The organism is Rubellimicrobium roseum (assembly GCF_006152145.1).
Lineage (GTDB): Bacteria > Pseudomonadota > Alphaproteobacteria > Rhodobacterales > Rhodobacteraceae > Rubellimicrobium > Rubellimicrobium roseum.
The window spans coordinates 26,645-51,124 of record NZ_VDFV01000023.1 but is presented as its reverse complement, the minus strand read 5'-3'; the positions used below and the strand labels follow the sequence as shown (position 1 = coordinate 51,124).

At 72.2% G+C, this 24,480-nt stretch carries 25 protein-coding genes; 6 read left to right on the top strand and 19 right to left on the bottom strand.

Annotated features, from left to right (window positions below; translation table 11 throughout):
- Nucleotides 1-193 precede the first annotated feature (193 nt).
- From ybgC to FHG71_RS14455, 9 genes are all read right to left on the bottom strand, one after another.
- Entirely contained in the window at nt 194-583 is a 390-nt protein-coding gene (gene ybgC, locus FHG71_RS14495) for a tol-pal system-associated acyl-CoA thioesterase (protein WP_139082411.1), read from the bottom strand.
- Nucleotides 584-788: 205 nt separating this feature from the next.
- Nucleotides 789-1,814, bottom strand: a complete 1,026-nt coding sequence (gene ruvB, locus FHG71_RS14490; RefSeq protein ID WP_139082410.1) for a Holliday junction branch migration DNA helicase RuvB — start codon at nt 1,812-1,814, stop codon at nt 789-791.
- A gap of 45 nt (nt 1,815-1,859) precedes the next feature.
- A complete protein-coding gene (ruvA, locus tag FHG71_RS14485) occupies nt 1,860-2,570 on the bottom strand; it encodes a Holliday junction branch migration protein RuvA (RefSeq protein WP_139082409.1) in 711 nt (236 codons plus the stop codon).
- Nucleotides 2,567-3,142, bottom strand: a complete 576-nt coding sequence (gene ruvC / locus FHG71_RS14480) for a crossover junction endodeoxyribonuclease RuvC (protein WP_139082408.1) — start codon at nt 3,140-3,142, stop codon at nt 2,567-2,569. The genes ruvA and ruvC overlap by 4 nt, the downstream gene beginning before the upstream one ends.
- Nucleotides 3,143-3,253: 111 nt before the next feature.
- Entirely contained in the window at nt 3,254-3,571 is a 318-nt protein-coding gene (locus FHG71_RS14475) for a hypothetical protein (protein WP_139082407.1), read from the bottom strand.
- A gap of 117 nt (nt 3,572-3,688) precedes the next feature.
- Nucleotides 3,689-4,564 (bottom strand): 50S ribosomal protein L11 methyltransferase, encoded by an 876-nt coding sequence (locus tag FHG71_RS14470; protein ID WP_139082406.1) that lies wholly within the window; start codon nt 4,562-4,564, stop codon nt 3,689-3,691.
- Between the two features lie 69 nt (nt 4,565-4,633).
- The gene (gene msrA / locus FHG71_RS14465; protein ID WP_139082405.1) at nt 4,634-5,287 is read right to left on the bottom strand and encodes a peptide-methionine (S)-S-oxide reductase MsrA; all 654 of its coding nucleotides are present in this window, start codon (nt 5,285-5,287) and stop codon (nt 4,634-4,636) included.
- Nucleotides 5,288-5,352: 65 nt separating this feature from the next.
- Nucleotides 5,353-5,541, bottom strand: a complete 189-nt coding sequence (locus FHG71_RS14460; protein ID WP_139082404.1) for a hypothetical protein — start codon at nt 5,539-5,541, stop codon at nt 5,353-5,355.
- Nucleotides 5,542-5,548: 7 nt separating this feature from the next.
- The gene (locus FHG71_RS14455; RefSeq protein ID WP_139082414.1) at nt 5,549-7,753 is read right to left on the bottom strand and encodes a primosomal protein N'; all 2,205 of its coding nucleotides are present in this window, start codon (nt 7,751-7,753) and stop codon (nt 5,549-5,551) included.
- A gap of 326 nt (nt 7,754-8,079) precedes the next feature.
- Here FHG71_RS14455 and FHG71_RS14450 point away from each other — a divergent pair, with 326 nt between their 5' ends.
- Genes FHG71_RS14450 through FHG71_RS14435 form a run of 4 tightly spaced genes read left to right on the top strand, consistent with a single transcriptional unit; the run spans nt 8,080 to nt 12,176 of the window.
- Nucleotides 8,080-8,766 carry a DUF484 family protein gene (locus tag FHG71_RS14450; RefSeq protein WP_139082403.1) on the top strand — a complete coding sequence of 229 codons (687 nt, stop codon included), beginning with the start codon at nt 8,080-8,082 and terminating at the stop codon, nt 8,764-8,766.
- Entirely contained in the window at nt 8,754-9,677 is a 924-nt protein-coding gene (locus tag FHG71_RS14445) for a tyrosine recombinase XerC (protein WP_425467363.1), read from the top strand. Before FHG71_RS14450 ends, FHG71_RS14445 begins: the two co-directional genes overlap by 13 nt.
- A 59-nt stretch (nt 9,678-9,736) precedes the next feature.
- The gene (locus FHG71_RS14440; RefSeq protein WP_139082401.1) at nt 9,737-11,149 is read left to right on the top strand and encodes a YcjX family GTP-binding protein; all 1,413 of its coding nucleotides are present in this window, start codon (nt 9,737-9,739) and stop codon (nt 11,147-11,149) included.
- 22 nt (nt 11,150-11,171) lie between these two features.
- A complete protein-coding gene (locus FHG71_RS14435; protein ID WP_139082400.1) occupies nt 11,172-12,176 on the top strand; it encodes a YcjF family protein in 1,005 nt (334 codons plus the stop codon).
- 276 nt (nt 12,177-12,452) lie between these two features.
- Here the strand turns inward: FHG71_RS14435 and FHG71_RS14430 are convergent, their stop codons facing one another.
- The 10 genes from FHG71_RS14430 to nth form a co-directional block, all read right to left on the bottom strand.
- Nucleotides 12,453-13,274: an NAD-dependent epimerase/dehydratase family protein gene (locus FHG71_RS14430; protein WP_139082399.1), complete on the bottom strand. Its 822-nt coding sequence runs from the start codon at nt 13,272-13,274 to the stop codon at nt 12,453-12,455.
- Between the two features lie 12 nt (nt 13,275-13,286).
- Entirely contained in the window at nt 13,287-14,087 is an 801-nt protein-coding gene (locus tag FHG71_RS14425; protein WP_176559433.1) for a glycosyltransferase, read from the bottom strand.
- Nucleotides 14,084-15,304, bottom strand: coding sequence for an NAD-dependent epimerase/dehydratase family protein (locus tag FHG71_RS14420; RefSeq protein WP_139082397.1), 1,221 nt, complete (start codon nt 15,302-15,304; stop codon nt 14,084-14,086). Before FHG71_RS14420 ends, FHG71_RS14425 begins: the two co-directional genes overlap by 4 nt.
- A 93-nt stretch (nt 15,305-15,397) precedes the next feature.
- A complete protein-coding gene (locus FHG71_RS14415; RefSeq protein WP_139082396.1) occupies nt 15,398-16,393 on the bottom strand; it encodes a sensor histidine kinase in 996 nt (331 codons plus the stop codon).
- A gap of 187 nt (nt 16,394-16,580) precedes the next feature.
- On the bottom strand, nt 16,581-17,690 hold the full coding sequence (locus FHG71_RS14410; protein WP_139082395.1) for an N-acetylglucosamine-6-phosphate deacetylase: 1,110 nt from the start codon (nt 17,688-17,690) through the stop codon (nt 16,581-16,583).
- On the bottom strand, nt 17,687-18,931 hold the full coding sequence (locus FHG71_RS14405; RefSeq protein ID WP_139082394.1) for a class II D-tagatose-bisphosphate aldolase non-catalytic subunit: 1,245 nt from the start codon (nt 18,929-18,931) through the stop codon (nt 17,687-17,689). Before FHG71_RS14405 ends, FHG71_RS14410 begins: the two co-directional genes overlap by 4 nt.
- Nucleotides 18,928-20,019, bottom strand: coding sequence for an SIS domain-containing protein (locus FHG71_RS14400; RefSeq protein ID WP_139082393.1), 1,092 nt, complete (start codon nt 20,017-20,019; stop codon nt 18,928-18,930). The genes FHG71_RS14405 and FHG71_RS14400 overlap by 4 nt, the downstream gene beginning before the upstream one ends.
- Nucleotides 20,016-21,020, bottom strand: a complete 1,005-nt coding sequence (locus tag FHG71_RS14395) for an SIS domain-containing protein (RefSeq protein ID WP_246045461.1) — start codon at nt 21,018-21,020, stop codon at nt 20,016-20,018. The genes FHG71_RS14400 and FHG71_RS14395 overlap by 4 nt, the downstream gene beginning before the upstream one ends.
- 78 nt (nt 21,021-21,098) lie before the next feature.
- Entirely contained in the window at nt 21,099-22,085 is a 987-nt protein-coding gene (locus FHG71_RS14390) for an adenosine kinase (protein ID WP_139082392.1), read from the bottom strand.
- The gene (gene nth, locus FHG71_RS14385) at nt 22,082-22,729 is read right to left on the bottom strand and encodes an endonuclease III (RefSeq protein WP_139082391.1); all 648 of its coding nucleotides are present in this window, start codon (nt 22,727-22,729) and stop codon (nt 22,082-22,084) included. The genes FHG71_RS14390 and nth overlap by 4 nt, the downstream gene beginning before the upstream one ends.
- Before the next feature lie 99 nt (nt 22,730-22,828).
- On the opposite strand from nth, the gene FHG71_RS14380 reads away from it, so the two are divergent.
- Nucleotides 22,829-23,677: a methylated-DNA--[protein]-cysteine S-methyltransferase gene (locus FHG71_RS14380; protein ID WP_139082390.1), complete on the top strand. Its 849-nt coding sequence runs from the start codon at nt 22,829-22,831 to the stop codon at nt 23,675-23,677.
- 108 nt (nt 23,678-23,785) lie between these two features.
- Nucleotides 23,786-24,439 (top strand): YiaD family glycine zipper/OmpA-like lipoprotein, encoded by a 654-nt coding sequence (locus tag FHG71_RS14375; RefSeq protein WP_139082389.1) that lies wholly within the window; start codon nt 23,786-23,788, stop codon nt 24,437-24,439.
- The last annotated feature ends 41 nt before the right edge of the window (nt 24,440-24,480 follow it).

Genomic DNA, 24,480 nt, shown 5'->3' with positions numbered 1-24,480 from the left:
GATGAGCTTCACCACAAGGGTCGCGTGGGCGAACAGCCCCCACATCGAGTAGTCGGTCGCTGGTTCCATGAGCCTGTCTCTGCCGCCTTGCCGCCACTCAGGGGCGCGCTTGCGCGTGGGGATAACTCAGGCGCGGGCCCAGCGCTACCTCCTCCGAGCGAACGGGCGCGATTGTGACCCGGCTGCGGCGTCTCTACCCGCCCGCCTCGCGAAGCCGTGAAGGAATGCGCCGGGGCCGGCCGTCCGCGCCCAGCGCCACCAGCGTCACCCGCGCCGCGAAGACGCGCTCCTCGCCCCGCCGCACCTCCTGCGCCAGGACCATTCGCGCGCCCGAGGCCTCCTCGACCTCCGTTCGCACCTCCAGCAGGTCGTCGAATCGGGCGGGGCTCAGGTAGTCGGCTTCGACGCGGCGGACGGCGAAGACCAGTCCCTGCTCCTCGCGCAGCCGCCCCTGGTCGATGCCCGCCGCGCGCGCCCATTCCGTGCGCGCCCGCTCGATGAAGCGCAGGTAGTTGGCGTAATAGACGATCCCGGCGAGGTCGGTGTCCTCGTAATAGACGCGGACGGGAAAGACGTGGGTCATGGCGCGACCCTTTCCGGCCGGCGTCCGCCCGTCAAGGCGCGGCGCCGGTGGCCGGGGTCGAAGGCGTATTTGGGCCAAGTTGATGGAGCCGGCGCAGGCCCTCCGGGGGTGTTGCGCGAATCGAGGGAGGACCGTTCGGTGCTGTCAGGAATCGTTAACCCCGGCGCGCGAGGGTGGTCCCATGACACAGGACGTCCCCATGCCCTCAGCCGAACAGATCGCCCTGCCCCTTGGGCACCTCCAGCCCCAGATGACGGAAGGCGGCCTGGGTGAGCATCCGCCCGCGCGGCGTGCGCTGGATCAGGCCCTGCTGGAGCAGATAGGGCTCGATGACCTCCTCGATGGCGTCGCGCGCCTCGGAGAGCGCCGCGCAGAGCGTCTCCACCCCCACCGGCCCGCCCAGGTAGCTTTCGGCGATGAGCCGCAGGTAGCGCCGGTCGCCGCTGTCGAGCCCGAGGTCGTCCACCCCCAGACGCGTCAGCGCCCGGTCCGCGAGTTCGCGGGTGATTCGTCCGTCGCCCTCGACCACCGCGAAGTCCACCACGCGCCGCAGGAGCCGCCCCGCGATCCGCGGCGTGCCCCGCGCGCGGCGGGCGATCTCGCGCGCCCCCGCGGGCTCGGCGGGAGCACCCAGCAGCTTGGCATTGCGGGTGACGATCTCGTAGAGCTCGTCCACGGTGTAGAACTCGAGCCGCGTCGGGATGCCGAAGCGGTCGCGCAGCGGCGTGGTCAGGAGCCCGAGCCGCGTCGTGGCGCCCACCAGCGTGAAGGGCTGCAACTCGATCCGCACGGTCCGCGCCGCAGGTCCTTCCCCGATCACGAGGTCGAGCTGGAAATCCTCCAGCGCCGGATACAGCACCTCTTCGACCACCGGGCTCAGGCGGTGGATCTCGTCGATGAACAGGACGTCCTTGGCCTCGAGATTCGTCAGGATCGCCGCGAGGTCCCCCGCCTTGGCGAGCACGGGACCGGAGGTCATGCGAAAGCCCACGCCCAATTCGCGCGACATGATCTGCGCGAGCGTCGTCTTCCCCAGCCCCGGCGGGCCGTAGAACAGCGTGTGGTCCATCGCCTCGCCGCGCATCTTGGCCGACTCGATGAAGACCTTGAGGTTCTGCCGCGCCTCGTGCTGGCCGATGAACTCGTGCAGGAGCTGCGGGCGCAGCGCCTTGTCGCTCATGTCCTCGGGCTGCGGGTCGGGGCGGAGAAGGGGATCGCTCATGGGCCTCATCTAAGAGTTCGCCTTCCGTTCCGCCAGAGCCCGAAGGGTCCCGGCCTACTCCTTGGGCGCGAGGAGCCGCAGCGCCGCGCGGATCAGCTCGGCCGTGCCCGCCTGCGGGCTGGCGTCGGCGGCCTGCGCGACCGCCTGCACCGCCTCGCCGGGCGCATAGCCCAGGTTCCCCAAGGCCGAGAGCGCGTCGGCCTGAGCGACGGCCGACGGATCGGGCCCGCGCTTGGCGCGCGCCCGCTTGGCCGGCGCGGGCGCGTCCTCGGTCGGAACGTCCTCCACGACCGGAGCCTCATCGGGCTCCAGCTCGTGCGTCGTCGCGGTGGTCGTCCCGATCAGCCCCGCCATGGCCATGACGACCGGGGCCTTCTCGCGCAGCTCGTTCGCGACCCGCTGCGCCGTCCGGGGGCCGACCCCCTTGGCGCGGGCCAGCGTCGCCCAGTCCCCCAGAGCGATAGCGCGGCCCAGCGCGTCGGGCCCCAGCGCGCCCAACAGCGCCAGCGCCACCTTGGCCCCCACCCCCTGCACGGTCACGAGGAGCCGGTACCACTCCTTCTCGACCAGCGTCGGAAAGCCGAACAGCGTCCAACCGTCCTCGCGCACCTGCAGTTCGGTGAACAGCGCCACGGCCTCGCCGTTCCTCGGCAGCCCGGCCAGCACCCGCTCCGAGACATGGACGAGGTAGCCCACGCCCCGCACGTCGATCAGCACATGGTCCTGTGCGCGGTAGACCAGCCGCCCGGCGACGCGCCCGATCACCGCCGCGCCTCGCGGATCGCGCGCGCGACCGCCGCGCGCGCGGCGTTGGCCCGCTGGTCGAGCGCCCGGTCCTCGGCCTTGGCGATGGCGGCGGTCAGATGAGTCGCGGACTGGAGATGGTGCGCATGGCAGATCGCCACCGCGAGCGCGTCGGCCGCGTCCGGCCCGGCGATCGAGACCCCCGGCAGGTGCAGCCGCACCATGTGGTCGATCTGCGCCTTGGCCGCGTGGCCCACGCCCACGACCGCCTTCTTGACGGCGTTGGGCGCGTATTCCCCGATGGACAGCCCGTACTGCGCCGGGACGAGCAGCGCGATGGCCCGCGCCTGCCCGAGCTTGAGCGTCCCCGTGGCGTCCTTGTTGACGAAGGTCTGCTCCACGGCGGCCGCCTCGGGCATCTGGGCCGAGACCACGGCTCGCATCTGGTCGTAAAGCCGCAGGAGGCGGCTGGCGAGATCCCCCTGCCCCGAATGCACGACGCCGTTGGCCACGTGGCGGATGCGGACGCCCTCGACCTCGATGACGCCCCAGCCCATGTTCTGGAGGCCCGGATCGATCCCCATCACGCGCATCGCACCATCCTTTGCCTGGCCTTCATGGCGCAGCTAGCACAAACAGCGAACGCCAGCCAGTGCGAGGGGCCACGGGTCCCGGCGCGCGCGGCCCGGCGGACACGCCCGGGGTCAGCCCTTGAGCCCCTCCACCACCCGGGCCACGCCCAGCCCGATCGGATCGGGCTGCATCAGCCAGGCGGCCGCCCGCTCCAGCTCGGTGCCGTTGGCCAGCTTTGCGCGCCGTCCCTCGTAGGTGGCTTCGCCCAGCCCGACGAAGAGCAGCGTCTTGAAGGCGATCGCCGCGAGAACCAGGGCCGCCAGCATCCGGCCGAGAATGCGCCAGCGGGGCTGCGGGGAGCCCGCGGTCCGGCGCCGCAACCCGAAGGGTCCAGGGCGGCGCGCGTGCTGGATCTTGGCGACGCGGGTCGAGAACGAAGGATCGGGCATGAGGCGGACTCAGAACAGGGGAACACCGGCCGGGACGGCCTCCGCCCCGGTCGGCCCAGACTGGCCGCTGATTGCGGCGAAATCAGGGCAGGCCGAGCCCGCCCCCTTGGTTCCGCCTCAATCGGCCCGGGCCAGCACCAGGATCGCCCAGTCGCCGATCTGCTCGCGGTCGGCCTCGCGCAGGCCCTGTCGCTCGTAGGCGGCCAGCACGTCGGGGGCCTGCTCGACCAGAAGTCCCGACAGGACCACCCGCCCGCCCGGCGCCAGCGCGCCCGCGAGGTCGGGGGCGAGCGCGATCAGCGGCCCCTTGAGGATGTTGGCGAGGATCAGGTCGAAGGGCGCGCCCTCGCGGAACGCGGGGGCGTCGATCCCCGCCGCCTCCACGCAGGCCACGCGCTCTCCCAGTCCATTGGCGGTCAGGTTCGCCGCCGCCGTCTCGACCGCCACCGGGTCGATGTCGCCCGCGACGACCGGCGCGGCCCCGGGCCAGACCTTGGCCGCGGCCATGGCCAGCACGGCCGTCCCCGCCCCCACATCGGCGACGCCGCGCGGCCGGAAGCCCTGCGCCTCCAGCCGGTCGATGGCGCGCAGGCAGCCCAGCGTCGTGCCGTGGTGCCCGGTGCCGAAGGCCATGGCGGCCTCGATCAGCAGCGGCACGCGGCCTTCCGGCACCTTGTCCGCATCATGGGAGCCATAAAGGAAGAAACGCCCCGCCTCGACGGGCGGCAGGTCACGGCGCACCTTGGCGACCCAGTCGACCTCGGGCACCTCCGAGATGGTCCAGGGCCGCGCCCCGTGCACGGCGGCGAGAAGGTCGAGCACCACGTCGTCGGGCACCTCCTCGAAATGCGCGCCGACCTCGAAGCGGTTCGACCCGTCCTCGATCTCGAAATGCCCGACGGCGAAGGGCGCGGGGTCGATCTCCTCGACGGCCTCGGCCAGGGCCTGCGCCGAGGCGAGCCCCTCGCAGATCGTGATGGCGGAATACATCATGGTCCGGCCCTCCTTGGCGGATGGCCTAGGGTGCCGCGCCCCGGCGGTCAACCAGGGGCGCGCACCGGCTCAGACGGCGACGCCCACCGGGCAGGTCACGCCCGTGCCGCCCACCCCGCAATAGCCGCGCGGGTTCTTGTGAAGGTACTGCTGATGGTAGTCCTCGGCCATGTAGAAGGGCCCCGCCTCCTGGATCTCGGTCGTGATCGCGCCGTAACCCGCCGCCGACAGGCGCTCCTGATAGGCGGCCTTGGTCCGCTCGGCCGCCAAGCGCTGGGCCTCGCTGAAGGTGTAGATGCCCGAACGGTATTGGGTGCCCCGGTCGTTGCCCTGCCGCATGCCCTGGGTCGGATCATGGCCTTCCCAGAAGGTCCGCAGCAAGTCCTCGTAGGAGATCACCTTGGGATCGTAGACCACGCGGACGACCTCGTTGTGCCCGGTGCGGCCGGTGCAGACCTCCTCATAGGTCGGGTTGGGCGAATAGCCCGCCGCATAGCCCACCATGGTCGAGTGGACGCCGGGAAGCTTCCAGAACATCCGCTCCACTCCCCAGAAGCAGCCCATGCCGAAGACGGCCTCCTCCATGCCCTCGGGCAGGTCGAGGCTCAGCGGCACGCCCAGCACGGCATGGCGGTCGGCGGTCGGGATCGGCCGGTCGCGGCCTGGCAGGGCTTCGTCGGGCGAGATCATGCGGGTCTTGTCGGAGGAAAAGAGATTGAACATGCGGCGGCTCCTGTCTGTCGGGACGGATATAGGTGCGCCACGCCCCGCTTGGCAGGGTCCGCCGATCACTCCAGCGGCACGCCCAGCGCCGCGAGCGCCTCCGGCAGGCGTCCGCCCGTCCAGAGCCAGATCGCTCCGCCCACAAGCGCGAGCAGGAGCAGCAGGCGCAGGATGCGGCGTGTCCAGCGCCAGACGAGCCACGTCGCCAGCAGACCTCCGAGGACGAGGACGACGAACAGGCCTGGATCGGTCATGGAGCCCTCACATGAAGCTCTGCGGGTCGATGTCGATGGTGAGCCGCAGGTCCGACGGGAACCGGAACTGCGCCGCCCACCGCGCGAGCGCGTCCTGCAGCGGGGCCGCCCGGTCGGCCTTGACCAGCAGCCGCACCCGGTGCCGACCCCGCACCCGCGCGATGGGCGCGGGCGCCGGGCCCCAGACCTCGGCTCCGATGCGCCGCAGCGGCTCGATGTGGCGGGACATCTCGACGGCCTTGTCCATGACCTCCTGCGCGTCTTCCGAGGAGAGGATGATCCCGGCCAGTCGCGAGAAGGGCGGCATCCCGGCCATCCGCCGCGCCTCGGCCTCGGCGCGCCAGAAACCCTCGTCGTCATCCCTGAGGATCGCCTGGATCACCGGATGGTGCGGCTGGTAGGTCTGGAGCATCGCCTCGCCCGGCGCCTCGGCCCGCCCCGCCCGGCCCGAGACCTGCCGCATCAAGGCAAAGGTCCGCTCGGCCGCCCGCAGGTCGCTGCCATAGAGTCCCAGGTCCGCGTCGATCACCCCGGCGAGCGTGAGGTTCGGGAAGTTGTGCCCCTTGGCCACGAGCTGCGTCCCGATGACGATGTCCGCCGCCCCGTCGGCGATCTGCTCGATGGCGTCCTTGAGCGACTTGGCCGATCCGTAAAGGTCCGAGGACAGCACCGCCGTCCGCGCCGTCGGGAACAGCGCCGCGACCTCCTCGCCCAGCCGCTCCACCCCCGGCCCCACGGGCGCGAGCTTGCCCTCGGCCCCGCAATCCGGGCAGGCGATAGGCATGGGTTGCGTCTCGCCGCACTGGTGGCACATCAGGCGGCGCATGAAGCGGTGCTCCACCAGCCGCGCGTCGCAGTGCGGGCAGCCGAGCTGATGCCCGCAGGACCGGCAGAGCGTCACCGGCGCGTAGCCCCGCCGGTTGAGGAACAGAAGTGACTGCTCCTGCCGCTCCAGCCGCGCGGCCACCGCGTTGGCGAGCGTGGGCGAGACCCAGTTCCCCCGCGCGATGTCCTCGAGCCGCATGTCCACGGCCTTGATCGTGGGCAGCACCGCGAGGCCCACGCGCGCGGGCAAGGTCAGGCGGGCGTACTTCCCGATCTCGGCGTTGTGCCAGCTTTCCAGGCAGGGCGTGGCCGAGGCGAGGATCACCTGCGACTTCTCGATCGAAGCCCGAAGCACGGCCATGTCGCGGGCGTTGTAGAGGACGCCGTCCTCCTGCTTGTAAGAGGTGTCGTGCTCCTCGTCGACGACGACGAGGCCCAGGTCGCGGAACGGCAGGAACAGCGCCGACCGCGCGCCCACCACCAGGGACGCCCCTCCGGTCGCGGCCATGCGCCAGAGCCGGCGGCGTTCGGTCTGGGTCATGCCGGAATGCCACTCGGCCGCCGGCGCGCCGAACCGCTTCTCGACACGGGCGAGGAAAGCCCCGGTGAGCGCGATCTCCGGGAGAAGCACCAGGGCCTGCCGCCCCTGCCGCAACGTCTCGGCCACCGCCTCCAGATAGACCTCGGTCTTGCCCGACCCAGTGACGCCCTTGAGGAGCGTCGTGTTGTAGCTGCGCGCCTCGGCCCCGATGCGCAGCGCGGCCGCGGCCAGCATCTGGTCCGGCGTCAGCGACACGCCGTGCGCGTCGAGGTCCAGCACCGGATAGGGCTGGTCGCGCGGCGCTTCAGTCTCGACCACCGCGCCCTGGGTCACGAGCCCCTTGATGACCGCCGTCCCCACGCCGGCCATGTTGGCCAGTTCCCCGAGCGTGAAGCTCATTTCGGGATGGTCGCGCAGGACCGCGAGCGCGCGCGCGCGCGCGTCGGTCATGCGCCCGGCCTCGCGCGGGCCCAGCCGGTAGACATGCCGCATCGCCTGGCCTTCGGTCAGCCCCGGCGCCCGGGTGGCAAGCCGCACCATCGCCGGGAGGGGCGTCAACGTGTAGTCGGCGGCCCGCCCGAGGAACTCGCGCATCGGAGCGCGCAAGGGCGGCGCATCGAGGATGCGCGAGACGGGACGCAGCCGGGCCTCGGGCACCTCCCCCGTGCCTGGTCCCCAGACGATGCCGACGATCTGCCGGGGCCCGAGCGGCACCTCGACAAAGGCCCCCGGCGCGCATCCGTCCTTGGGAGCCTTGTAATCGAGGAGCCGGTCGAGCGCCCCGAGCGGCAGGACGCCGACCCGCTCGCCCGGCGCGAAGCGATCCTCGTACGCCTGCTCGGCCATGCGCCAGGACGGCGGCGCCGGAGCCTCGGTCTTGGCTGCGTCCAGCAGGTCGAGCCCGAAGGGATCGCCCTCGGCCTCGGGCGCCTCTGGCAAGGCGGCGGGCGCAAGGCGCGGACTGGTGCGGGTTTTGGACATGATCCGTCCTCCTGGGCGTGGTTCCTGATATGTTCCATTTCCGCCACAGGGACAAGGTTTTCCCCCCGCCCGTTCACCTTGGCATGTGCGCCACGATTCGCCGATCTGGTGAAAACAGGCCTTCGATCCCGCTGGCCCGACCCATCGTCGCTGATAGGGTGCCGGAAAAGACCAACGAACGAGACAGAGGCATGAGCAGCACCCCCCTCATGGACCCCAAGGTCCGCGAGACCATCATGGCCGACCCGGCGGTTCTTCTGGACGACAAGGACATCATGCGCGTCCTCGTCGCGGCCAATGAGCGCGCCATGGGGCCCAACGTCGTGGACCTGCGCGGCATCGCCATGGACCGGCTGGAGAAGCGGCTCGACCGGCTGGAGGACACCCACCGCAGCGTCATCGCCGCCGCCTACGACAACGTGGCGGGCACCGCCCAGATTCATCGCGCCGTGCTGCGCCTTCTGGAGCCCGAGCGGTTCGAGACCTTCCTGCGCGACCTCGGAGGCGAGGTCATGTCGATCCTGCGGGTTGATTCGATCCGCCTGGTGATCGAGACGGACCACACGGACGACGAGGATGGCATCGAGCGGCTCGAAAGCGTGCTGGTGACCGAGCCGCGCGGCTTCGTCGACGCCTATCTGCGTGCCGGCAGCCCCCTGCCAGCCCGCCCGGTAATCCTTCGGCCGGTGGATCTGGACACCCTCCATGGCGACCGCATCGAATCGGAGGCCTGCCTCCGGCTCGACCTCGGCGAGGACGTGGGCCTTCTGGTCCTCGGCTCCGAGGACCCGCGCCAGTTCCAGCCGCAGCATGGGACGGACCTCCTGGCCTTCTTCGCGGCCGTGGTCGAGCGCGCCTTGCGGCGCTGGCTCGGATGATCGCGCCACAACTCTCCGAAGCGCTGGACATCTGGCTGTCGCAAGGTCGGGCGCGGCGGGGTTTGACCGCCAAAACCATCGAGGCGTACCGGGCCGACGTCGTTGCCTTCCTGGCCTTCCTGGCCGTCCATAACGGCGCTGCGGAAGGCATGGCCTCGCTGGCCCGCCTCTCCATCTCGGACCTCCGCGCTTTCATGGCGCACGAGCGGGGCCGCGGCCTTTCGGCCCGTTCCCTTTCCCGCCGCCTGTCGGCGGTGCGGGGCTTCTGCGGATGGCTGGGCGATCGCGAAGGGTTCGACGTCACGGCCGCGCTTTCGGCCCGCGGCCCGCGTGTCAAGCCGCGTCTGCCCCGCCCCCTTGCGCCCGAGAGCGCCCGCGACGTCCTGGCCGCCATCGAGGCCGAGCCGAATGAGCCCTGGGTCGCGGCCCGCGATCTTGCGGTGGTGACGCTCCTTTACGGGCTGGGCCTGCGAATCTCCGAGGCGCTGGGCCTGACCGGCCGGGAGGCGGATCTACCGCCGGTGCTTCGCATTCGGGGCAAGGGCGGCAAGGAGAGGCTCGTGCCCGTCCTGCCCGTCGCACGCGAAGCGGTCGCCGATTATGTCCGTCTGTGTCCCCATGCCATCGCCAAGGACGGGCCGCTTTTCCTGGGCGTGCGGGGCGGCCCTCTCTCGCCCCGCCTCGTCCAGCGGGCCGTGGAGCGCGCCCGCGCCGGGCTGGGCCTGCCGGCCACCGCGACGCCGCATGCCCTGCGCCATTCCTTCGCCACCCATCTGCTGGCCGCCGGAGGCGACCTGCGGGCGATCCAGGAGCTGCTGGGCCACGCTTCGCTTTCCACGACGCAGGGTTACACGGCGGTGGATGCCGGGCGGCTCCTCGAAGTCTACGACCGGGCGCATCCCCGGGCCTGAGCGCCCTACCCTTCGGCACGGCCCGCTCCTATCTTGGCCGGGAAGGCAAAGGGGACGACATGATCGGCTCGGTCACCGAGAGCGTCTGGCAGGCGACGCGCAACATGGCCGAGGCGGTGGCCGCCCCCTTCCAGGATCCGGTGATCCGCCTGGGCGTCACCGGGCTCAGCCGGGCGGGCAAGACGGTGTTCATCACCTCGCTGGTCGCCAACCTCATGGACCGGGGCCGGATGCCGCAGCTCCGCGCGGCGGCCGAGGAGCGCGTGCTCGCCGCCTGGCTCCAGCCCCAGCCAGACGACGCCGTGGCGCGCTTCGCCTACGAGGACCATCTGGCCGCCCTGACCGCGCCGGAGCCGCGCTGGCCCGAGGGGACGCGCCGGACCTCCGAGCTGCGCCTGTCCTTGCGGCTGGCGCCGACGGGCCTGCTGGGGGGCCTCTCGGGGCCGCGGGTGCTGCATCTCGACATCGTGGACTATCCGGGGGAGTGGCTTCTCGACCTGGGGCTTCTGGACCGCGACTTCGCGGGCTGGTCCGAGCGGGCGCTGGCGAAGGCGCGGCAGCGGCCGGGGGCGGAGGCGTTCCTGAAGCGGCTGGACGGGATCGACCCGGGCCAGGACTTCGACGAAATCACGCTCAGGGGGCTGGCCGAGGCCTATGCCCGGCATCTCCAGACCGCGCGGGAGGCGGGATATTCGGACTGCACGCCGGGACGGTTCCTGCTGCCGGGCGATCTGGAGGGCTCGCCGGTGCTGACCTTCGCGCCGCTGCCGGCCGTGGCCGATCCGCCGCGCCGGTCGCTCTGGCGCGAGAGCGAGCGTCGCTTCGAGGCCTACAAGCGGCTGGTCGTGAAGCCCTTCTTCCGCGAGCACTTCGCCCGGATCGACCGGCAGGTGGTGCTGGTGGACGTGCTGGGGGCGCTGGCGAACGGGCCCCGCGCCTTCGAGGACCTGCGCGAGGCCATGGCCGACATCCTTGGCGCCTTCAATCCGGGGCGGAACGCCTGGCTCGCGCGGCTTCTGGGACAGAAGCGGGTGGAGCGCATCCTGTTCGCCGCCACCAAGGCCGACCACCTGCACCACACCCAGCACGCCCGGCTCGCGGCGCTGACCGAGGCGCTGCTGCGCGAGGCACGCGACCGGGCCGAGTTCGCCGGGGCGGAGACCGAGGCCATGGCCATCGCTTCGCTGCGCACGACGGTGGAGGACCGCGTCAGCTCGGGGGGCGAGATGGTGGACGTGGTGCGGGGGCGCGCGGCGGGCTCGGGCCGGCAGGTGGCGCTGCATCCGGGCGACCTGCCCGAGGACCCGGGCCATCTCCTCGCACCCGCGCGGGCGGGGGCCGAGGACTGGCCACTGCAGGACTATGCCCTGGAGGAATTCGCGCCCGCGCCGCTGACGCTGCGCCCCGGCGAGGGGCCGCCGCATATCCGGCTCGACAAGGCGGCCGAGTTCCTGATCGGGGACCGGCTGTGACCGCCCGGAGGGAGGACGCCCCGTGACCGATACGCCCCGCCCGCGCGGCCCCGTGGTCATCGAGATCGAGGACGCCCCTCCGCCCGCGCCCGAGGCGGCTCCTCCGGTCCCCGAGCCGGGCGTCCCGGCGCAGCCCCCGGCGATGGCGCGGGCCATGCGGATGGCGGCCCGGCCCAGGTCGCGCCTTGCGGCGTGGTTCTGGTCGCTGCTGGGGAGCTTCCTTCTGTTCGCGCTGTCGGTCGCGGCCTGGGATTGGGTGACGTCGCTTTTGGAGCGGCATCCCGTGCTGGGCGGGATCGCCACGGCCCTGCTGTTCGGGCTCTGCCTCGTGGCGCTGGTCATCGCCGGGCGCGAGGCGCTGGCGATCCGGCGGCTGGCGCGGATCGATGCGGTGCAGCGGGACGCGGCGGCGGCGCTGGCCTCGGGGAGCCTGTCGCAGGCGCGGGAGGTGGCGGAGGGACTGCTGCGGCTCTACGCCGGGCGGGACGGGCTTGGCCGGGCGGCGACGCGGCTGAGGGAGCGGCAGGGGGAGATCTTCGACGCGGACGGCCTGCTGCGGCTGGCCGAGGCGGAGCTGCTGGCCCCGCTCGACGCCGCGGCGGAGCGGGAGGTCGCGCAGGCGGCGCGGCAGGTGGCGGCGGTGACGGCGGTGGTGCCGCTGCCTCTCGCGGATGTGGCCGCCGTGCTGGGGGCGAACCTGCGGATGATCCGCCGCATCGCCGAGGTCTATGGGGGCCGGTCGGGGACCATCGAGTCCTGGCGGCTGGTGCGCGGGGTGATGACGCATCTGGTGGCCACCGGAGCGGTCGCCGTGGGCGACGACCTGATCCACGGGGTCGCGGGCGGCACGGTGCTGTCGCGGCTGTCGCGCCGTTTCGGCGAGGGCGTCGTGAACGGCGCGCTGACCGCACGGGTGGGGGTCGCCGCCATCGAGGTCTGCCGCCCCCTGCCCTTCCTCGCGCGCGAGGCGCCTTCGGTGACGGGCCTGCTGGGCGGGGCGCTGCGGGGGCTGTTCGGGCGCGAGTGAGGTTCCGCGCGGCGGAAGGCGCGTCCTCGACGCGCGGCGGCTGGGTCTTTGCGGCGGCGCCGGATTGCGGCGCGGGCCTCCCAGTGGGACGGCGCACCCCGGTCCCGCAAAGAGCTCTCGTCCGGGGGTGCGCACGGGCCCGGACCAGCGCCGGCGAGGGTCGGGGCGCCTGCTGTCACCAGGCCCCCGGATCGCCGGCGCAGGGTCAGGATGCGGGCAAAAGGTTAACGGTTCGTTGCAGCACCGAACGGTGGTCGCCCGATTCGCGCAACACCCCTAGAGGGCGGCCATGAGGTCGAGGGCCCGGTCCAGGGCCGCCTCGCCGCCCGGGGTCCAACCCAGGGCGCGGAGGCGCGAGCAGTCCATGACGTTCGGTCGCCGGTCGGAGCGGGGCGGCAAAGGACCCGCGACGCCGGTCCGGCGCGTCCAGCGGTCCAGCAGGTCGCGGCGGTCGAGGAGAAGGTCCGAGCAGTTCCAGGGCCCCGGCGGGGCGTCGAGGAGAAGCAGGACGGCGCGGGCGAGGTCGTCGCCGTGGACCTCGGTCCCGCAGGCTGGGGCGACAGGTTCGCCGCGCGCGACGGCGTCGAAGAGGTCGGCCCATTTGTGGCGCTGGCCCGGCGCGGGGGGGCCGTAGACGCCGGTCGCGCGCAGGGACGCGCCGCCCCGGGCGTGGAGGGCCGTCTCGGCGGCGAGCTTGACCTGCCCGTAGAGGCTGTCGGGGGCGAGCGGCAGGTCCTCGGTGAGGATCGTGCCCGAAGGGAGGCCGTCATAGACGGCGCGGGAGGACAGGAAGACGATGGGGAGGCCCCGCGCCTCCTCCCAGAGCCGCAGCGTGCCGTCGAGGTTGGCGCGCAGGAAGCCTGCGGGGTCGTCGCCCTCGCCGCCCCGGTAGCGGCCGGGGACATGGACGAAGGCGGCATGGACCAGCGCGTCGCAGCCGTCGAGCGGCGCGGGCCCGTGAAGGCGCCAGGGGCGGTGGGTGCCCCCGTGCGGAGAGGGCTGGCGGCCGAGGGCGACGAGGGCGTGGCCCTGCGCCAGAATCCGGGCGGCGATGAACTGGCCGACGAGGCCCGTGGCGCCGGTCAGGGCGATCCTCATGACCGCCGCGCCTCAGACCGAGTTCGGCAGGGTCGAGAGGTCCGGCACCGGTCCCTCGCCCGCGTAGGCGCGCCAGAGGTCGATCAGGGGGCGCAGGCGGTCGGCCTTGGCGTGGTCCTGCCACGGCTTCTCGTACTGGTAGTGGAGGACGTGGATGTCGGCCCAGTCCCAGAGGCCCGGCATGTTGAACCAGACATACTGGAGCATGTTGTAGATGACCGGGAGCCCGTGCCAGTCGGGGAAGGCCGTCTGGAGAAAGGTCTGGTCGGTGCGCTTCCAGAAGGCGCCGGGCGTGTCGAGCTGCGCCAGCAGGCGGTCGAAGGTCGCCGGGCTGGGTCGCGCGGTGAGGACGCCCGAGTTCATTCGGTGGAAGTCGGCGAGGCCCTCGTAGACGTTGGGGGCGGCGCAGAGCTCGGGGTAGTCGAAGAGCCGGTCGATGTTGCGCAGCACCAGCGTGTCGGCGTCGAGGAACACCACGCGGTCGTAGGGAAGCTGCCAGAGCCGGAGCTTGGCGAAGTTGTCGAGCGGCGTGTGGAACGGCGGCTTTTCGCCCTTGGTGAAGGGGTTCAGGCCGTGGATGCGGTCCTTGGCATGGGCGGCGTTGAAGGAGGCGGAGGTGGGGAGGAGGTCCACCTCCACGAGGCGGGCGCCCCGCGCCGCAAGGGGGGCCAGCGATGCCGCCGGCACGCCCCCGGTGTGCATCACCACGCGGTCGGCGGTGGTGCCGGTGAGGTGGAGCGAGCGCAGGAGAGCCCCCGCCCCCAGCGCGAAGTCCGCGTTGGTGACGAGGGTGACATAGGCGCGTGCGGTCACGATGCGGGACGCAGGGCCTTGCGCTCGGGGTCGCGGTCGACGCGGGCGGCGATGTCCTTGGTCCAGGCGGAGACGGCGGGCACGCGCGAGCGGTCGATCCGGTGCGCGAACTTCTTCGCCACGTCCACCACCTCGGCCAGGAGCCCGTCCTGAAGCCGGATCGGGTCGAGGCCCAGGGCCAGGAACTGGTCGTTCTGGACGATCAGGTCGTTCTCCTCGGCCTCCTTGCGGGGGTTGGGGAGGAAGGCGACCTCGGCCCCGGTCAGGCGCGCGACGAGGTTGGCGAGGTCGCGGACGCGGTGCGTTTCCGTCATCTGATTGAAGATGCGGACGCGCTCGCCCTGCTTGGGGGCGTCGCCGAGCGCCAGCTCGATGCAGCGGACCGAGTCCTGGATGTGGATGAAGGCGCGGGTCTGGCCGCCCGTGCCGTGGACGGTCAGCGGATAGCCGATGGCCGCCTGGATCAGGAAACGGTTGAGCACCGTGCCGTAGTCGCCGTCGTAGTCGAAGCGGTTCACGAGCTGCGGGTGGAGGCGCGTCTGCTCGGTGTGGGTGCCCCAGACGATGCCCTGGTGCAGGTCGGTGATCCGCAGCCCGTCGTTCTGGGCGTAGAACTGGAAGAGGATCTGATCGAGGCTCTTGGTCATGTGGTAGACCGAGCCGGGGCGCGTCGGATACAGGATTTCCTGTTGCACCGTCTCGCCGCCCAGGGTCTCGATGCCCACGGGGAGGTAGCCCTCGGGGATCGCGGCGCCGATGGTCGAGTAGCCGTAGACGCCCATGGTGCCCAGGTGCACGAGATGCGCGTCGATGCCCGTTTCCACGAGCGCGGCCAGGACGTTATGCGTGGCGTTGACGTTGTTGTTGACCGTGTAGACCTTGTGCCGATCCGACTTCATCGAATAGGGCGCGGCGCGCTGCTCGGCGAAGTGGATCACGGCGTCGGGACGGTGTTCCTCCAGCCACGCCTTGAAACGGTCGTATTCCTTGGCGATGTCGAGGAAGTGGAAGGACAGGCGACGGCCCGTCACCTCGCGCCAGATGCGGCAGCGCTCCTGGATCGAGTCCATGGGCGTCAGCGACTGCACGCCCAGCTCGGTGTCGATCCAGCGGCGCGACAGGTTGTCGACGATGTGGATCTCGTGACCGAGGCTCGACAGGTGCAGGGAGGTGGGCCATCCCACGAAGCCGTCGCCGCCCAGGATCGCGATCTTCATGACAGAACTCCGGTTGCCGCCCGGCTCGCGCGGGCGCGATCTCCTTAAAGGAAGGACGCCCGGAGGTCCACCGGGGTTTCCCGCGCCTTCGGGTCAGACGCGGAAATCCACGGTGGTCGTGGTGCCGCGCGGGCCGCTTTCGACCGACATCTCGCCGCCGAGCTCGGCCACGAAGGCGGCGACGAGGACATGGCCGATGCCGCTTCCGCCCGTCTGCGTGCCTCCGAGCCCGCCGCCATCGTCGGCCACCGTCAGGCGCCAGAGGTCCCCCTCGGCTGCGAGCGAGACATGGACATGGCCGGGCTGGCCGGGTGCGAAGGCGTGCTTGACCGCATTGGTCACGAGCTCGTTGACTACGAGCCCGAGCGGCACCGCGAGGCGGGTGGGCAGCGTCAGCGGCGCGACGTCGGCGGTGATCTCCACCCCCGCGGCAGCGCCCAGCGCGTCGCGGAAGCTGGCCACGTTGCCGCCCAGGTAGTCGGCCACGTCGATCCGGTCGGCGCGCGAGGCTCCGTCCAGACGGCGGTAGAGGGCACCGAGGGCCTGGACGCGGCCTTGAAGACGTTCGAGGGGCGGGCGCGCCTCGGGCGGGGCGGCGCGCATCTCCAGCGCCACGATGGAGGAGATCGCGGCGAAGCTGTTCATCACGCGGTGGTTCAGTTCGGCCAGGAGGTGCTGCGCGCGCTGGAGTTCAGCCTCGCGCTCGGCTTCGGCGCGGGCCAGTTCGGTCACGTCGCGGAACAGGATGGCGAAGCCGTCCGGCGCCTCGATCGGGGTGGCCACGACCTCGTAGTCGCGCCCGCTGAGGGCCGAGACCGTGCGGAAGCGGGCGGGCTCGCGCGCCTGCGCGACATGGCCATAGAGCGTCACCAGCCGGCGTTCGAGATTCGGGATCAGCTCCAGCGCGGTGCGGCCCTCGACGTCGCGAAGACCGGTCATCTCCTCGAAGCGGCGGTTGACGCGCAGGAAGCGGTAGTCGACCGGGCGTCCCTCGGGGTCGGTGATGAGCGAGCAGATCGCGAAGCCATCCTCCACGAGGGCGGCGATTGCGTCGAAGGCGTCGTCGATCAGGCCCAAACGCTGAAACATCGCCCCTTCCTTCGGCGCGCACCCAGTGGGGGACGGATCGTCGTCCCGCGTCGCGCCGCCCTAGATCATCTCCTGGTTGATGGATGCCACAGTTCCGACAAAGGTCCCATATCGATCCCCGGATTTGTCGCCCCAAGGGCCGAACTAGGCAAAGGCTTGCCGATGGCCCGCCTCGTTATGGACGAAATCAGGTGATTCCGTTGAGCGGGCCGCGCAGGTCCCAGGCCGCCCCGAGATGCAGGAGGTCCCCGGCGGCGCGCCCGACCAGGGTGGCGAGGTCGGGACGCCCGATCAACCGGGCCGGGACGGTGACGGACATTCGCAGCGCCGCCTCGGGTGCGACCTGGAGGCGGGTGACGAGGCGGGCCAGGCTTTCGGCCATCGTCACATGGGCGCCGGCGAGATTGCCCTCGGGGTTCACGAGGCGGCCGTCCTCGACATGGAGGTCCATGTCGTAGAGCCGGAAGCGGTCCGGGCCGCCCACGGTCGGCATGGCGTCCGAGACGGCGTAGAACAGGTCGGGCGCGGGCCGGGCGCGCAGCGCAAGCGCCACCACCTCGTCGGCGACGTGGATGCCGTCGCAGATGATCCCCACGGGAGCGGTGGAGTTCAGCGCCGCGCCGACCATGCCGGGAGCGCGGTGCGTGAGCGGCGACATGGCGTTGAAGAGGTGGGTGAAGGTCCGCGCGCCCGCGTCGAGCGCCGCGCGGGCCTGATCCGCCGTGGCGTCGGAATGGCCCAGCGAGACGACCGCCCCGGTGGCGGCGAGGGCGGCGATCCGGTCGGGGGTCGTCTCCTCGGGCGCGAGGGTGAGGAGGACGGGGACGCCGCCCTCGCGCAGGCGGCGGACGACCTCGATCGTGCGGTCGTCGAGCGGCCGGATGAAGCGGGCGGCGTGGGTGCCGCGCCGGGCGACCGAGATGTGCGGCCCTTCGATGTGCAGGCCCAGGAGACCCGGACGGCCCCTGGCCGCCAGCGCGGCGGAGGCGGCGCGGTCCAGCACCTCGGGCGCGTCGGTGATGACGGTGGGCAGGAGCGCCACGGTGCCGAGGTGGCGATGGGCGCTCGCGATGGCCTCCATCCCCTCGACGGTCGGCTGAGCGTTGAGGAGGACCCCTCCCCCGCCGTTCACCTGCAGGTCGACGAAGCCGGGCGTCACCGTGCCGGGGAGCGCACGGGCGCCCATCCGGGGATCGGCGGGGGCAAGGTCGGCCACGCGGCCCGCGTACAGCCGGAGAGCCAGCCCTTCGTGGAGCCGTTCGCCATCGAAGAGGCGGTCGGGGGCAAGCCAAGTCATGCGGAGCCGAAGAAGTAGGGAGCGAGCGCCTCCTGCACGCTGGCCTGGAGAAGCGCGTCGAGGCGCGGGAGGTCGGACAGCGCCTCGGCCCGGTCGAGGACGGCCGGCGCGAAGCCCTGGAGCAGGAAGGGCTCGGGAAGGTGGCGGCCGTCGAGCGCGGCGCGCAGGCGGACGAGCGCGGCCTGCGCTTCGGGCCGGGGCCAGTAGTAGCGGATGCGGTCGGCGTAGGCGGCGTGGCGCTGGAGGCGGAGGTCGGCGGCCTGCGGGTCGAGGTGTTTCTGCCAGTGGCGGGGCTTGGCCAGCATCAGCGCCTCCATCGTGCCGGGGAGGTCGCCGTCGCTCCAGCCCGCGATCCGGGCCAGCGCGTCGAGCGCGTAGGCCGCCTCGCGCCAGGCGAAGGTGAGTGCGGGGCCGACCTTCTGGAAGGCGAAGCCGAGTTCCGCGAGGCGGGGAAAGGCGGCGGGGCGCTGGTAGTCGGTGGAATGGGCCTCCAGCACGACGCCATCGTGATGGGCCACGGCGGCGCGCAGGCCGGGGTCGCGCTCCAGGGGCAGGTGGTGGATGTCGAGCGCGCCGAACTCCACGCCCGGCTGGACGACGAGCCCGCCGATGCGGCCCAGGTCGCGGAAGGCGTCGGCATGGGCGTCGAGCGTGGCGCGGGCGGCCTGGGGCGTGGTGGGGGCGATGCCGTGCTCGCCCGCCCGGGCGCCGCCGGGGGGCGGAACCTCGGTGCCGACGACGAAGAGGAGCGTGTCGGCGGGGGCGGTCTCGACGGCGGCACGGGCGAGGTCGGCGGCGCGGGGGACCGTCTCGGCGTCGGACAGCTGGGCGGGCTCGCCCGCGCAGCCCTCGGAGCAGTCGAGGTGGAGCTTGGTGAAGCCCGCCTGCGCGTAGGCGCGGATCATCGCGTCGGCCTTGGCCATCGCCTCGGGCGCGGGGAGGTGGCGCCAGGCCTGGGGTCCCAGGTGGTCGCCGCCCAGCACGACCTGCGCGCGGTCGAGGCCCACCCTGTCGGCCAGCGCGTGCAGGGTCGTCACGAAGTCGGCGGGGCGCTGGCCGGTGTAGCCGCCGTCCTGGTTCACCTGGTTCGAGGTGGCCTCGATGACGATGGGGCGGCCGAGGCGCCGCGCGAGGCGGAGCGAGGCCTCCAGCACCTCGGGATGGGCCGAGCAGACCGAGGGGATCGCGGCGGGGTGGCCGGCGCGGCTTCGGGCGATGACGTCGAGGAGAATATGGCTCACGGCCCCACCTTGTGGAGGCGAACGTCCCGGACGACGCGGGTGAGCGTCCCCTGCCCCGCGAAGGGGTCGTCCACGGTCAGGCCCAGCCGGTCGGACAGGATCGCGGCAAGGGTCTGGGCGTAGGGCACGGCCAGCGCCGCGCCCCATTCGGCGCCGTCGGGCATGGGCGCGTCGAGGTCGCCGCCGGGGCCGATCGTGGTCACGCGGGATTCGGGGAACTGGGCGCGCATCTCCTCGGCCAGATCGGCGTCGTAGCGCGCGGCGTGGGGCTCGGGTGAGGTATAAAGGACGATGTCGGTCGCGCCCTGCACGAAGCTGCGGGGCCCGTGGCGGAAGCCCAGGGTGGAGTCCCAGAGGCAGGGGATGCGACCGGCCGTCAACTCCAGCACCTTGAGCGCCGATTCGCGGGCGGCATGGGCCAGCGGGCCCGCGCCGAGGAAGACCATCCGCTCGGGCGTGCGGGCGGCGCGGGCATGGTCCTCGTAGAGCGGCAGGAAGCGGCGGAGGTCGGCGGCCAGATGGGCGATGGGGCCCGGACCTTCGGGCGCGAGGAGCGCGAGCGCGGTGAGCAGCATCCCCGTGAAGCTGCCGGTCATGGCGAAGCCCGTGTCGTGGGCGGCCTCGGGCAGCGTCACGACATGGAAGGGCGCCTTGCGCATCCGGGGGTCGGGCAGGACCTTGGGCGGGCGGGTGGCGAGCGTGCCTTGCGGGTTGCAGGTGACGTGGAGCCGCGCGGTTTCCGGCGAGACGGTGTCGAGCAGGTCGAGGAGCCCCACGCTTTCCGCCGAGTCGCCCGATCGGCCGAAGTGGATCACCAGCGCCTCGGTCGGAAGGTAGGCCAGCGGGCGGCTCACGAGGTCGGTCGTGGGGATGGCGCGCAGGCGGGGATGCACCACGCCGTCGATCCCCGCCACGACGATGTCGCCGATGTAGCCGCTGCTGCCCGCGCCGCAGAGCCAGATCTCCTTGGCGGCCTGCACGTCGATCCAGTCGCGGGCCTCGCGCAGGGCGGGGCTGCGGGCCCAGGTCTCCCACAGGTCGGGCTGGTGCTGGATCTCGCGCCAGGTCGCGGTGTCGTTGAGGCTCATGTCGTGCGCGTGACCTTGGACAGCGTCTCGGGGGCGTCGGGGTCGTGGCCGCGCGCGAGCGCGACGGCATGGACCACCGGATAGAGAAGGCACAGGAGCAGCGCGGCGGCGGCGGCGGGGGTCAGGTCCCCGGCGCCCACGTCGGAGGGGGCGACGCGCAGCACCGTGGCATCGAGGTCGGAGAAGCGCGCCTCGGCGGTGGCGAGGCTTCGGGACGTGCCCGGCGCGTCGGTGTCGAGGAGGAGGACGGTCAGCCCCTCGGTCGCCAGTTGCAGCGGGCCGTGGAGGACTTCGGAGGCGGAATAGGCCTCGGCGTGCAGGGCCGCGCATTCCTTGAGCTTGAGCGCGATCTCCTGCGCGGCCCCGAAGCCGGTGTCGCGGCCGATGACGTAAACGCTGCCAGCCGATTCGAGGGCGTTGCGGAGCGCGGTGAAGCGCGGGTGTGTCAGGCCGCCGAGCCGGGCGACGGCCCGGGCCGACTCAGTGGCGCGGGGCGCGTAGTCCGGGACGAGGCCGGCGAGCAGCGCCATCCCCGCCCCCACCGCGCCGACGACGGTCTTGGTGGCGGGCACGGCGAGTTCCGGCCCTGCGCCGATGGGAAGGGTGGCCTGGGCTTCCTGCTCCACGGGGGAACCCTCGACGTTGGTCAGCGCGACCACATGGGCGCCGCGGGCGCGGGCGCCGCGGGCGGAGCGGACGAGATCCTCGCTCGCCCCCGACTGGGAGATGAGGAGCAGGAGGACGTCGTCGAGGGCCACGCCCTCGCCCAGCGAGAAGATGGAGGGCGGGAGCGAGGTCACGGGGCGGCCCGTTTCCCGCATGAATTCGTAGGCCAGGATCGCGGCGGCGGCGTCCGAGGAGCCGCGCGCGACGGTGTAGGCCGCGCGCCACGAGGGCGGAACGGCCGGAGCCGGCTGGAGGGCCGCGCGGAGGAAGGCCGCGGGCGCCTCGGCGATCTCGTCGGCCATGCGGGAGCCGGGGATGGGGGTGGTCTGGGTCATGGCACCATCATGGTCGGAGAACCATTAACAGGTAGTTGGACCACCGAACGGTCCACCCCCGATTCACGCAACACCCTCTCAGATGAGCCCGGCCTGACGGAAGAGGTGCCGGAGGTCCGATTCGGGCCGCGCGCCGAAATGCGAGATCACCTCGGCGGCGGCGACGCAGCCCATGCGGCCCGCGACCTCCAGCCCCTGCCCCGTCGCGAGGCCGTAAAGAAAGCCGGCCGCGAAGAGGTCGCCCGCCCCAGTCGCGTCCACGGGGACGACGCGGCGGACGGGAACGGTGCTGCGCTCCTCGCCCCGGATCAGGATGACTTCGTCGCCCGAGCGGGTGCAGACCACGAGGCCGCAGTCCTGCGCCGCCTCGCGCAGTGCGTTGTCGAGGTCGCTCTGGTAGAGCGATTCCCATTCGTGCTGGTTGCCGATGACATAGTCGAGGTCGCGCACGAGGCGGCGGAAGTCGGCGCGGTGGCGGTCCACGCAGAAGGGGTCCGAGAGCGCGATGCCCGCCTGCCCGCCGCCCTGATGGGTGAGCCGGGCGGCGGTCTCGAACGCCTCCTTCCCGCTGGGCTTGTCGTAAAGGTAGCCTTCGAGGAACAGGAGGTCGGCGCCGGTCGCCACCGCCTCGGGCACGTCGGCGGGGGACAGCTCGGAGGAGATGCCGAGATAGGTGTTCATGCTCCGCTCGCCGTCGGGCGAAACGAAGATCATCGAACGCGAGGTGGGCAGGTCGCCGTTCGCCACCGGCGGGTTGGGGAAGGCCGAGCCCTCGGCCGCAAGAGATTCGGCGTAGAAGCGGCCCAGGGCGTCGTCGTTGACGCGACCGATGAAGGCGGTGCGCAGGCCGAGGTTGCCCAGGCCCGCCATGGTGTTGGCGACGGACCCGCCGGGGACCTGACGCGGCCCGCGCATCGCGGCGTAGAGGAGCTGGGCCCGGTCGCGCTCGATGAGCTGCATGATGCCCTTCTCGATCCCCATGTGGTCGAGGAAGCTGTCGTCCGTCTCGGAGAAGACGTCCACGATGGCGTTGCCGATGCCGACGGCGTGGTAGCGAGCGGTCATCCCGGAGTCTTCTCCTGATAGGTGCAAAGGTCGCGGATCGGGCAGATCGGGCATTTCGGCTTGCGCGCGACGCAGGTGTAGCGGCCGTGAAGGATCAGCCAGTGGTGCGAGAGCTTCTGGAACTCGACGGGGACGTGGTTTTCCAGAGACCGCTCGACCGCCACCACGTCGTCGCCCATCGCCACGCCCGTGCGGTTGCCGACGCGGAAGACGTGGGTGTCCACGGGCTGGCTGGGAAAGCCCCACCACATGTTGAGGACCACGTTCGCCGTCTTGCGGCCGACGCCCGGCAGCGATTCGAGCGCGGCGCGGGAAGACGGGACCTCGCCCCCGAAGTTCTGCACGAGCAGCTCGGACAGGCGGATCACGTTCTTGGCCTTGTTGCGGTAAAGGCCGATGGTCCTGATGTAGGGGATCAGGCCCTCCTCGCCCAAGGCCAGCATCTTCTGCGGCGTGTCGGCGAGGGGGAAGAGGTCGCGCGTGGCCCTGTTCACGGAGGCGTCCGTGGCCTGGGCCGAGAGCGCGACCGCGACGAGGAGCGTGAAGGCGTTGAGATGCTCCAGCTCCCCCTTGGGATGGGGGTTCGCGGCCTGGAGACGCCGGAAGACCTCGACCTGTTCGGAGTAGGAGAGCTGGCGGGACATGGGGGCCGGACTACCCGGCGGCATCGCATCCCGCAAGTTCCGGGTCGCGCCGACGCGGCGCGGCGCCTAGCTTCGGGAGGCTTGCAAGGGAGGTGCGCCATGCTGGAGGCGAGCTACCACTACGGCGTCATGCGCCGCGCCATCGACCTGATCGACCGGGCCGAGGAGCCCCTGGCGCTCGAGGACCTCGCGGCGGCGATGGGGATGAGCGCGGGGCATTTTCAGCGGCTCTTCTCGGTCTGGGCGGGGATCTCGCCCAAGCGCTACCAGCAGCATCTCGCGCTGGGGCAGGCCAAGGTGCTGCTGCGCGAGCGGCGGGCGGTGCTGGAGGTCGCGGATGCCGTGGGACTGTCGGGGCCGTCGCGGCTCCACGACCTGTTCCTGCGCTGGGAGGCGATGACGCCGGGCGAGTTCGCGCGCGAAGGTGACGGGGTCACGGTTCGCACGGGGGTCTTCGACACGCCCTTCGGGCCGGCGGTGGCGATGGGCACGGAGCATGGCCTCTGCGGGCTGGGCTTCGCGGGCGAGCAGGGGGTGGAGGCCGTGCGGGCGGACCTGGTCGCGCGCTGGCCTCGGGCGCGGATCGTGGAGGACCCGGAGGCCCTGCGGCCCTGGGTCGAGGACGCCTTCGGCGGGCGGGGCGCGCGGCTGCACCTGATCGGGGCGCCGTTCCAGATCAAGGTCTGGGAGGCGCTGCTGGCGATCCCCGAGGGACAGGTCACGACCTATGGCGAGATCGCCCGCGCCATCGGACACCCCAAGGCGGTGCGGGCGGTGGGGACGGCCGTGGGTCGCAACCCGGTGGGCTGGCTCATTCCCTGCCACCGGGCGCTGCGGGGCACGGGGGGCTTGGGCGGCTATCGCTGGGGGCTGCCCGTGAAGCGCGCGATGCTGGCCTGGGAATCGGCGCGGGCCGAAGGTGCCCATCCTGGGCAGGGAGCCGCCTAGACCGCCGGGAACAGGGCTGACACGATCGCGTTATCGCTTATCAGTGAGGTCCCGACGATACCGGTCGGGCCGAGGCGCATGCGCGCCCGCCCAAGAAGGAACGACAACATGGCATTCGAACGACTCACCCTTTCGGTCATGGCGGCCTCGCTCATCGGCCTTGCGGCCTGCCAGCAGCCGCTGCCGAACCAGTCGGGCACGCAGACCCAGCAGGGCGCGCTGATCGGCGCGGGCATCGGCGCGGCGGTGGGCGCCCTTTCGGGCGACGACAGCGACGAGCGCATCCGCAACGCCGTCATCGGCGCGGCCGCCGTCGGCGCGGTGGGCGCGGGCATCGGCGCGGCGCTGGACCGTCAGGAAGCGGAACTGCGTGCGCAGCTCGGCTCGGGCACGGTGACGAACACCGGCAGCCAGCTCGTGGTGACGCTGCCCAACGACATCCTGTTCGCGACCGACTCGGACGCCCTCTCGCCGGTGTCGCAGTCGGACCTGCGGGCGGTCGCGGCCTCGCTGAACAACTACCCGAACACGACCGTCAACGTCGTGGGCCACGCGGACAGCACGGCGGACGCGGCCTACAACCAGGACCTGTCCGAGCGGCGCGCGCGCAGCGTGGCCAACGTGCTGGTCGCCTCGGGCGTGTCGCCCGCGCGGATCAACGTGCTGGGCCGTGGCGAGGACGCCCCCGTGGCCACCAACCAGACCGCCGAGGGCCGCGCGCAGAACCGCCGCGTCGAGATCATCATCACGCCCAACCAGTAAGGCGCGACGCGTTCCAAATGCGAAGGGCCGCCGGTCATCCC

Excerpts from the sequence above, each read along its gene's own strand:
- ybgC (WP_139082411.1), bottom strand. The coding sequence starts at position 583 with ATGACCCACGTCTTTCCCGTCCGCGTCTATTACGAGGACACCGACCTC.
- ruvB (WP_139082410.1), bottom strand. The coding sequence starts at position 1,814 with ATGAGGCCCATGAGCGATCCCCTTCTCCGCCCCGACCCGCAGCCCGAG.
- ruvC (WP_139082408.1), bottom strand. The coding sequence starts at position 3,142 with ATGCGCGTGATGGGGATCGATCCGGGCCTCCAGAACATGGGCTGGGGC.
- FHG71_RS14475 (WP_139082407.1), bottom strand. The coding sequence starts at position 3,571 with ATGCCCGATCCTTCGTTCTCGACCCGCGTCGCCAAGATCCAGCACGCG.
- FHG71_RS14470 (WP_139082406.1), bottom strand. The coding sequence starts at position 4,564 with ATGATGTATTCCGCCATCACGATCTGCGAGGGGCTCGCCTCGGCGCAG.
- msrA (WP_139082405.1), bottom strand. The coding sequence starts at position 5,287 with ATGTTCAATCTCTTTTCCTCCGACAAGACCCGCATGATCTCGCCCGAC.
- FHG71_RS14460 (WP_139082404.1), bottom strand. The coding sequence starts at position 5,541 with ATGACCGATCCAGGCCTGTTCGTCGTCCTCGTCCTCGGAGGTCTGCTG.
- FHG71_RS14455 (WP_139082414.1), bottom strand. The coding sequence starts at position 7,753 with ATGGCCGAGCAGGCGTACGAGGATCGCTTCGCGCCGGGCGAGCGGGTC.
- FHG71_RS14450 (WP_139082403.1), top strand. The coding sequence starts at position 8,080 with ATGAGCAGCACCCCCCTCATGGACCCCAAGGTCCGCGAGACCATCATG.
- FHG71_RS14440 (WP_139082401.1), top strand. The coding sequence starts at position 9,737 with ATGATCGGCTCGGTCACCGAGAGCGTCTGGCAGGCGACGCGCAACATG.
- FHG71_RS14430 (WP_139082399.1), bottom strand. The coding sequence starts at position 13,274 with ATGAGGATCGCCCTGACCGGCGCCACGGGCCTCGTCGGCCAGTTCATC.
- FHG71_RS14420 (WP_139082397.1), bottom strand. The coding sequence starts at position 15,304 with ATGAAGATCGCGATCCTGGGCGGCGACGGCTTCGTGGGATGGCCCACC.
- FHG71_RS14415 (WP_139082396.1), bottom strand. The coding sequence starts at position 16,393 with ATGTTTCAGCGTTTGGGCCTGATCGACGACGCCTTCGACGCAATCGCC.
- FHG71_RS14410 (WP_139082395.1), bottom strand. The coding sequence starts at position 17,690 with ATGACTTGGCTTGCCCCCGACCGCCTCTTCGATGGCGAACGGCTCCAC.
- FHG71_RS14400 (WP_139082393.1), bottom strand. The coding sequence starts at position 20,019 with ATGAGCCTCAACGACACCGCGACCTGGCGCGAGATCCAGCACCAGCCC.
- FHG71_RS14395 (WP_246045461.1), bottom strand. The coding sequence starts at position 21,020 with ATGACCCAGACCACCCCCATCCCCGGCTCCCGCATGGCCGACGAGATC.
- FHG71_RS14390 (WP_139082392.1), bottom strand. The coding sequence starts at position 22,085 with ATGACCGCTCGCTACCACGCCGTCGGCATCGGCAACGCCATCGTGGAC.
- nth (WP_139082391.1), bottom strand. The coding sequence starts at position 22,729 with ATGTCCCGCCAGCTCTCCTACTCCGAACAGGTCGAGGTCTTCCGGCGT.
- FHG71_RS14380 (WP_139082390.1), top strand. The coding sequence starts at position 22,829 with ATGCTGGAGGCGAGCTACCACTACGGCGTCATGCGCCGCGCCATCGAC.
- FHG71_RS14375 (WP_139082389.1), top strand. The coding sequence starts at position 23,786 with ATGGCATTCGAACGACTCACCCTTTCGGTCATGGCGGCCTCGCTCATC.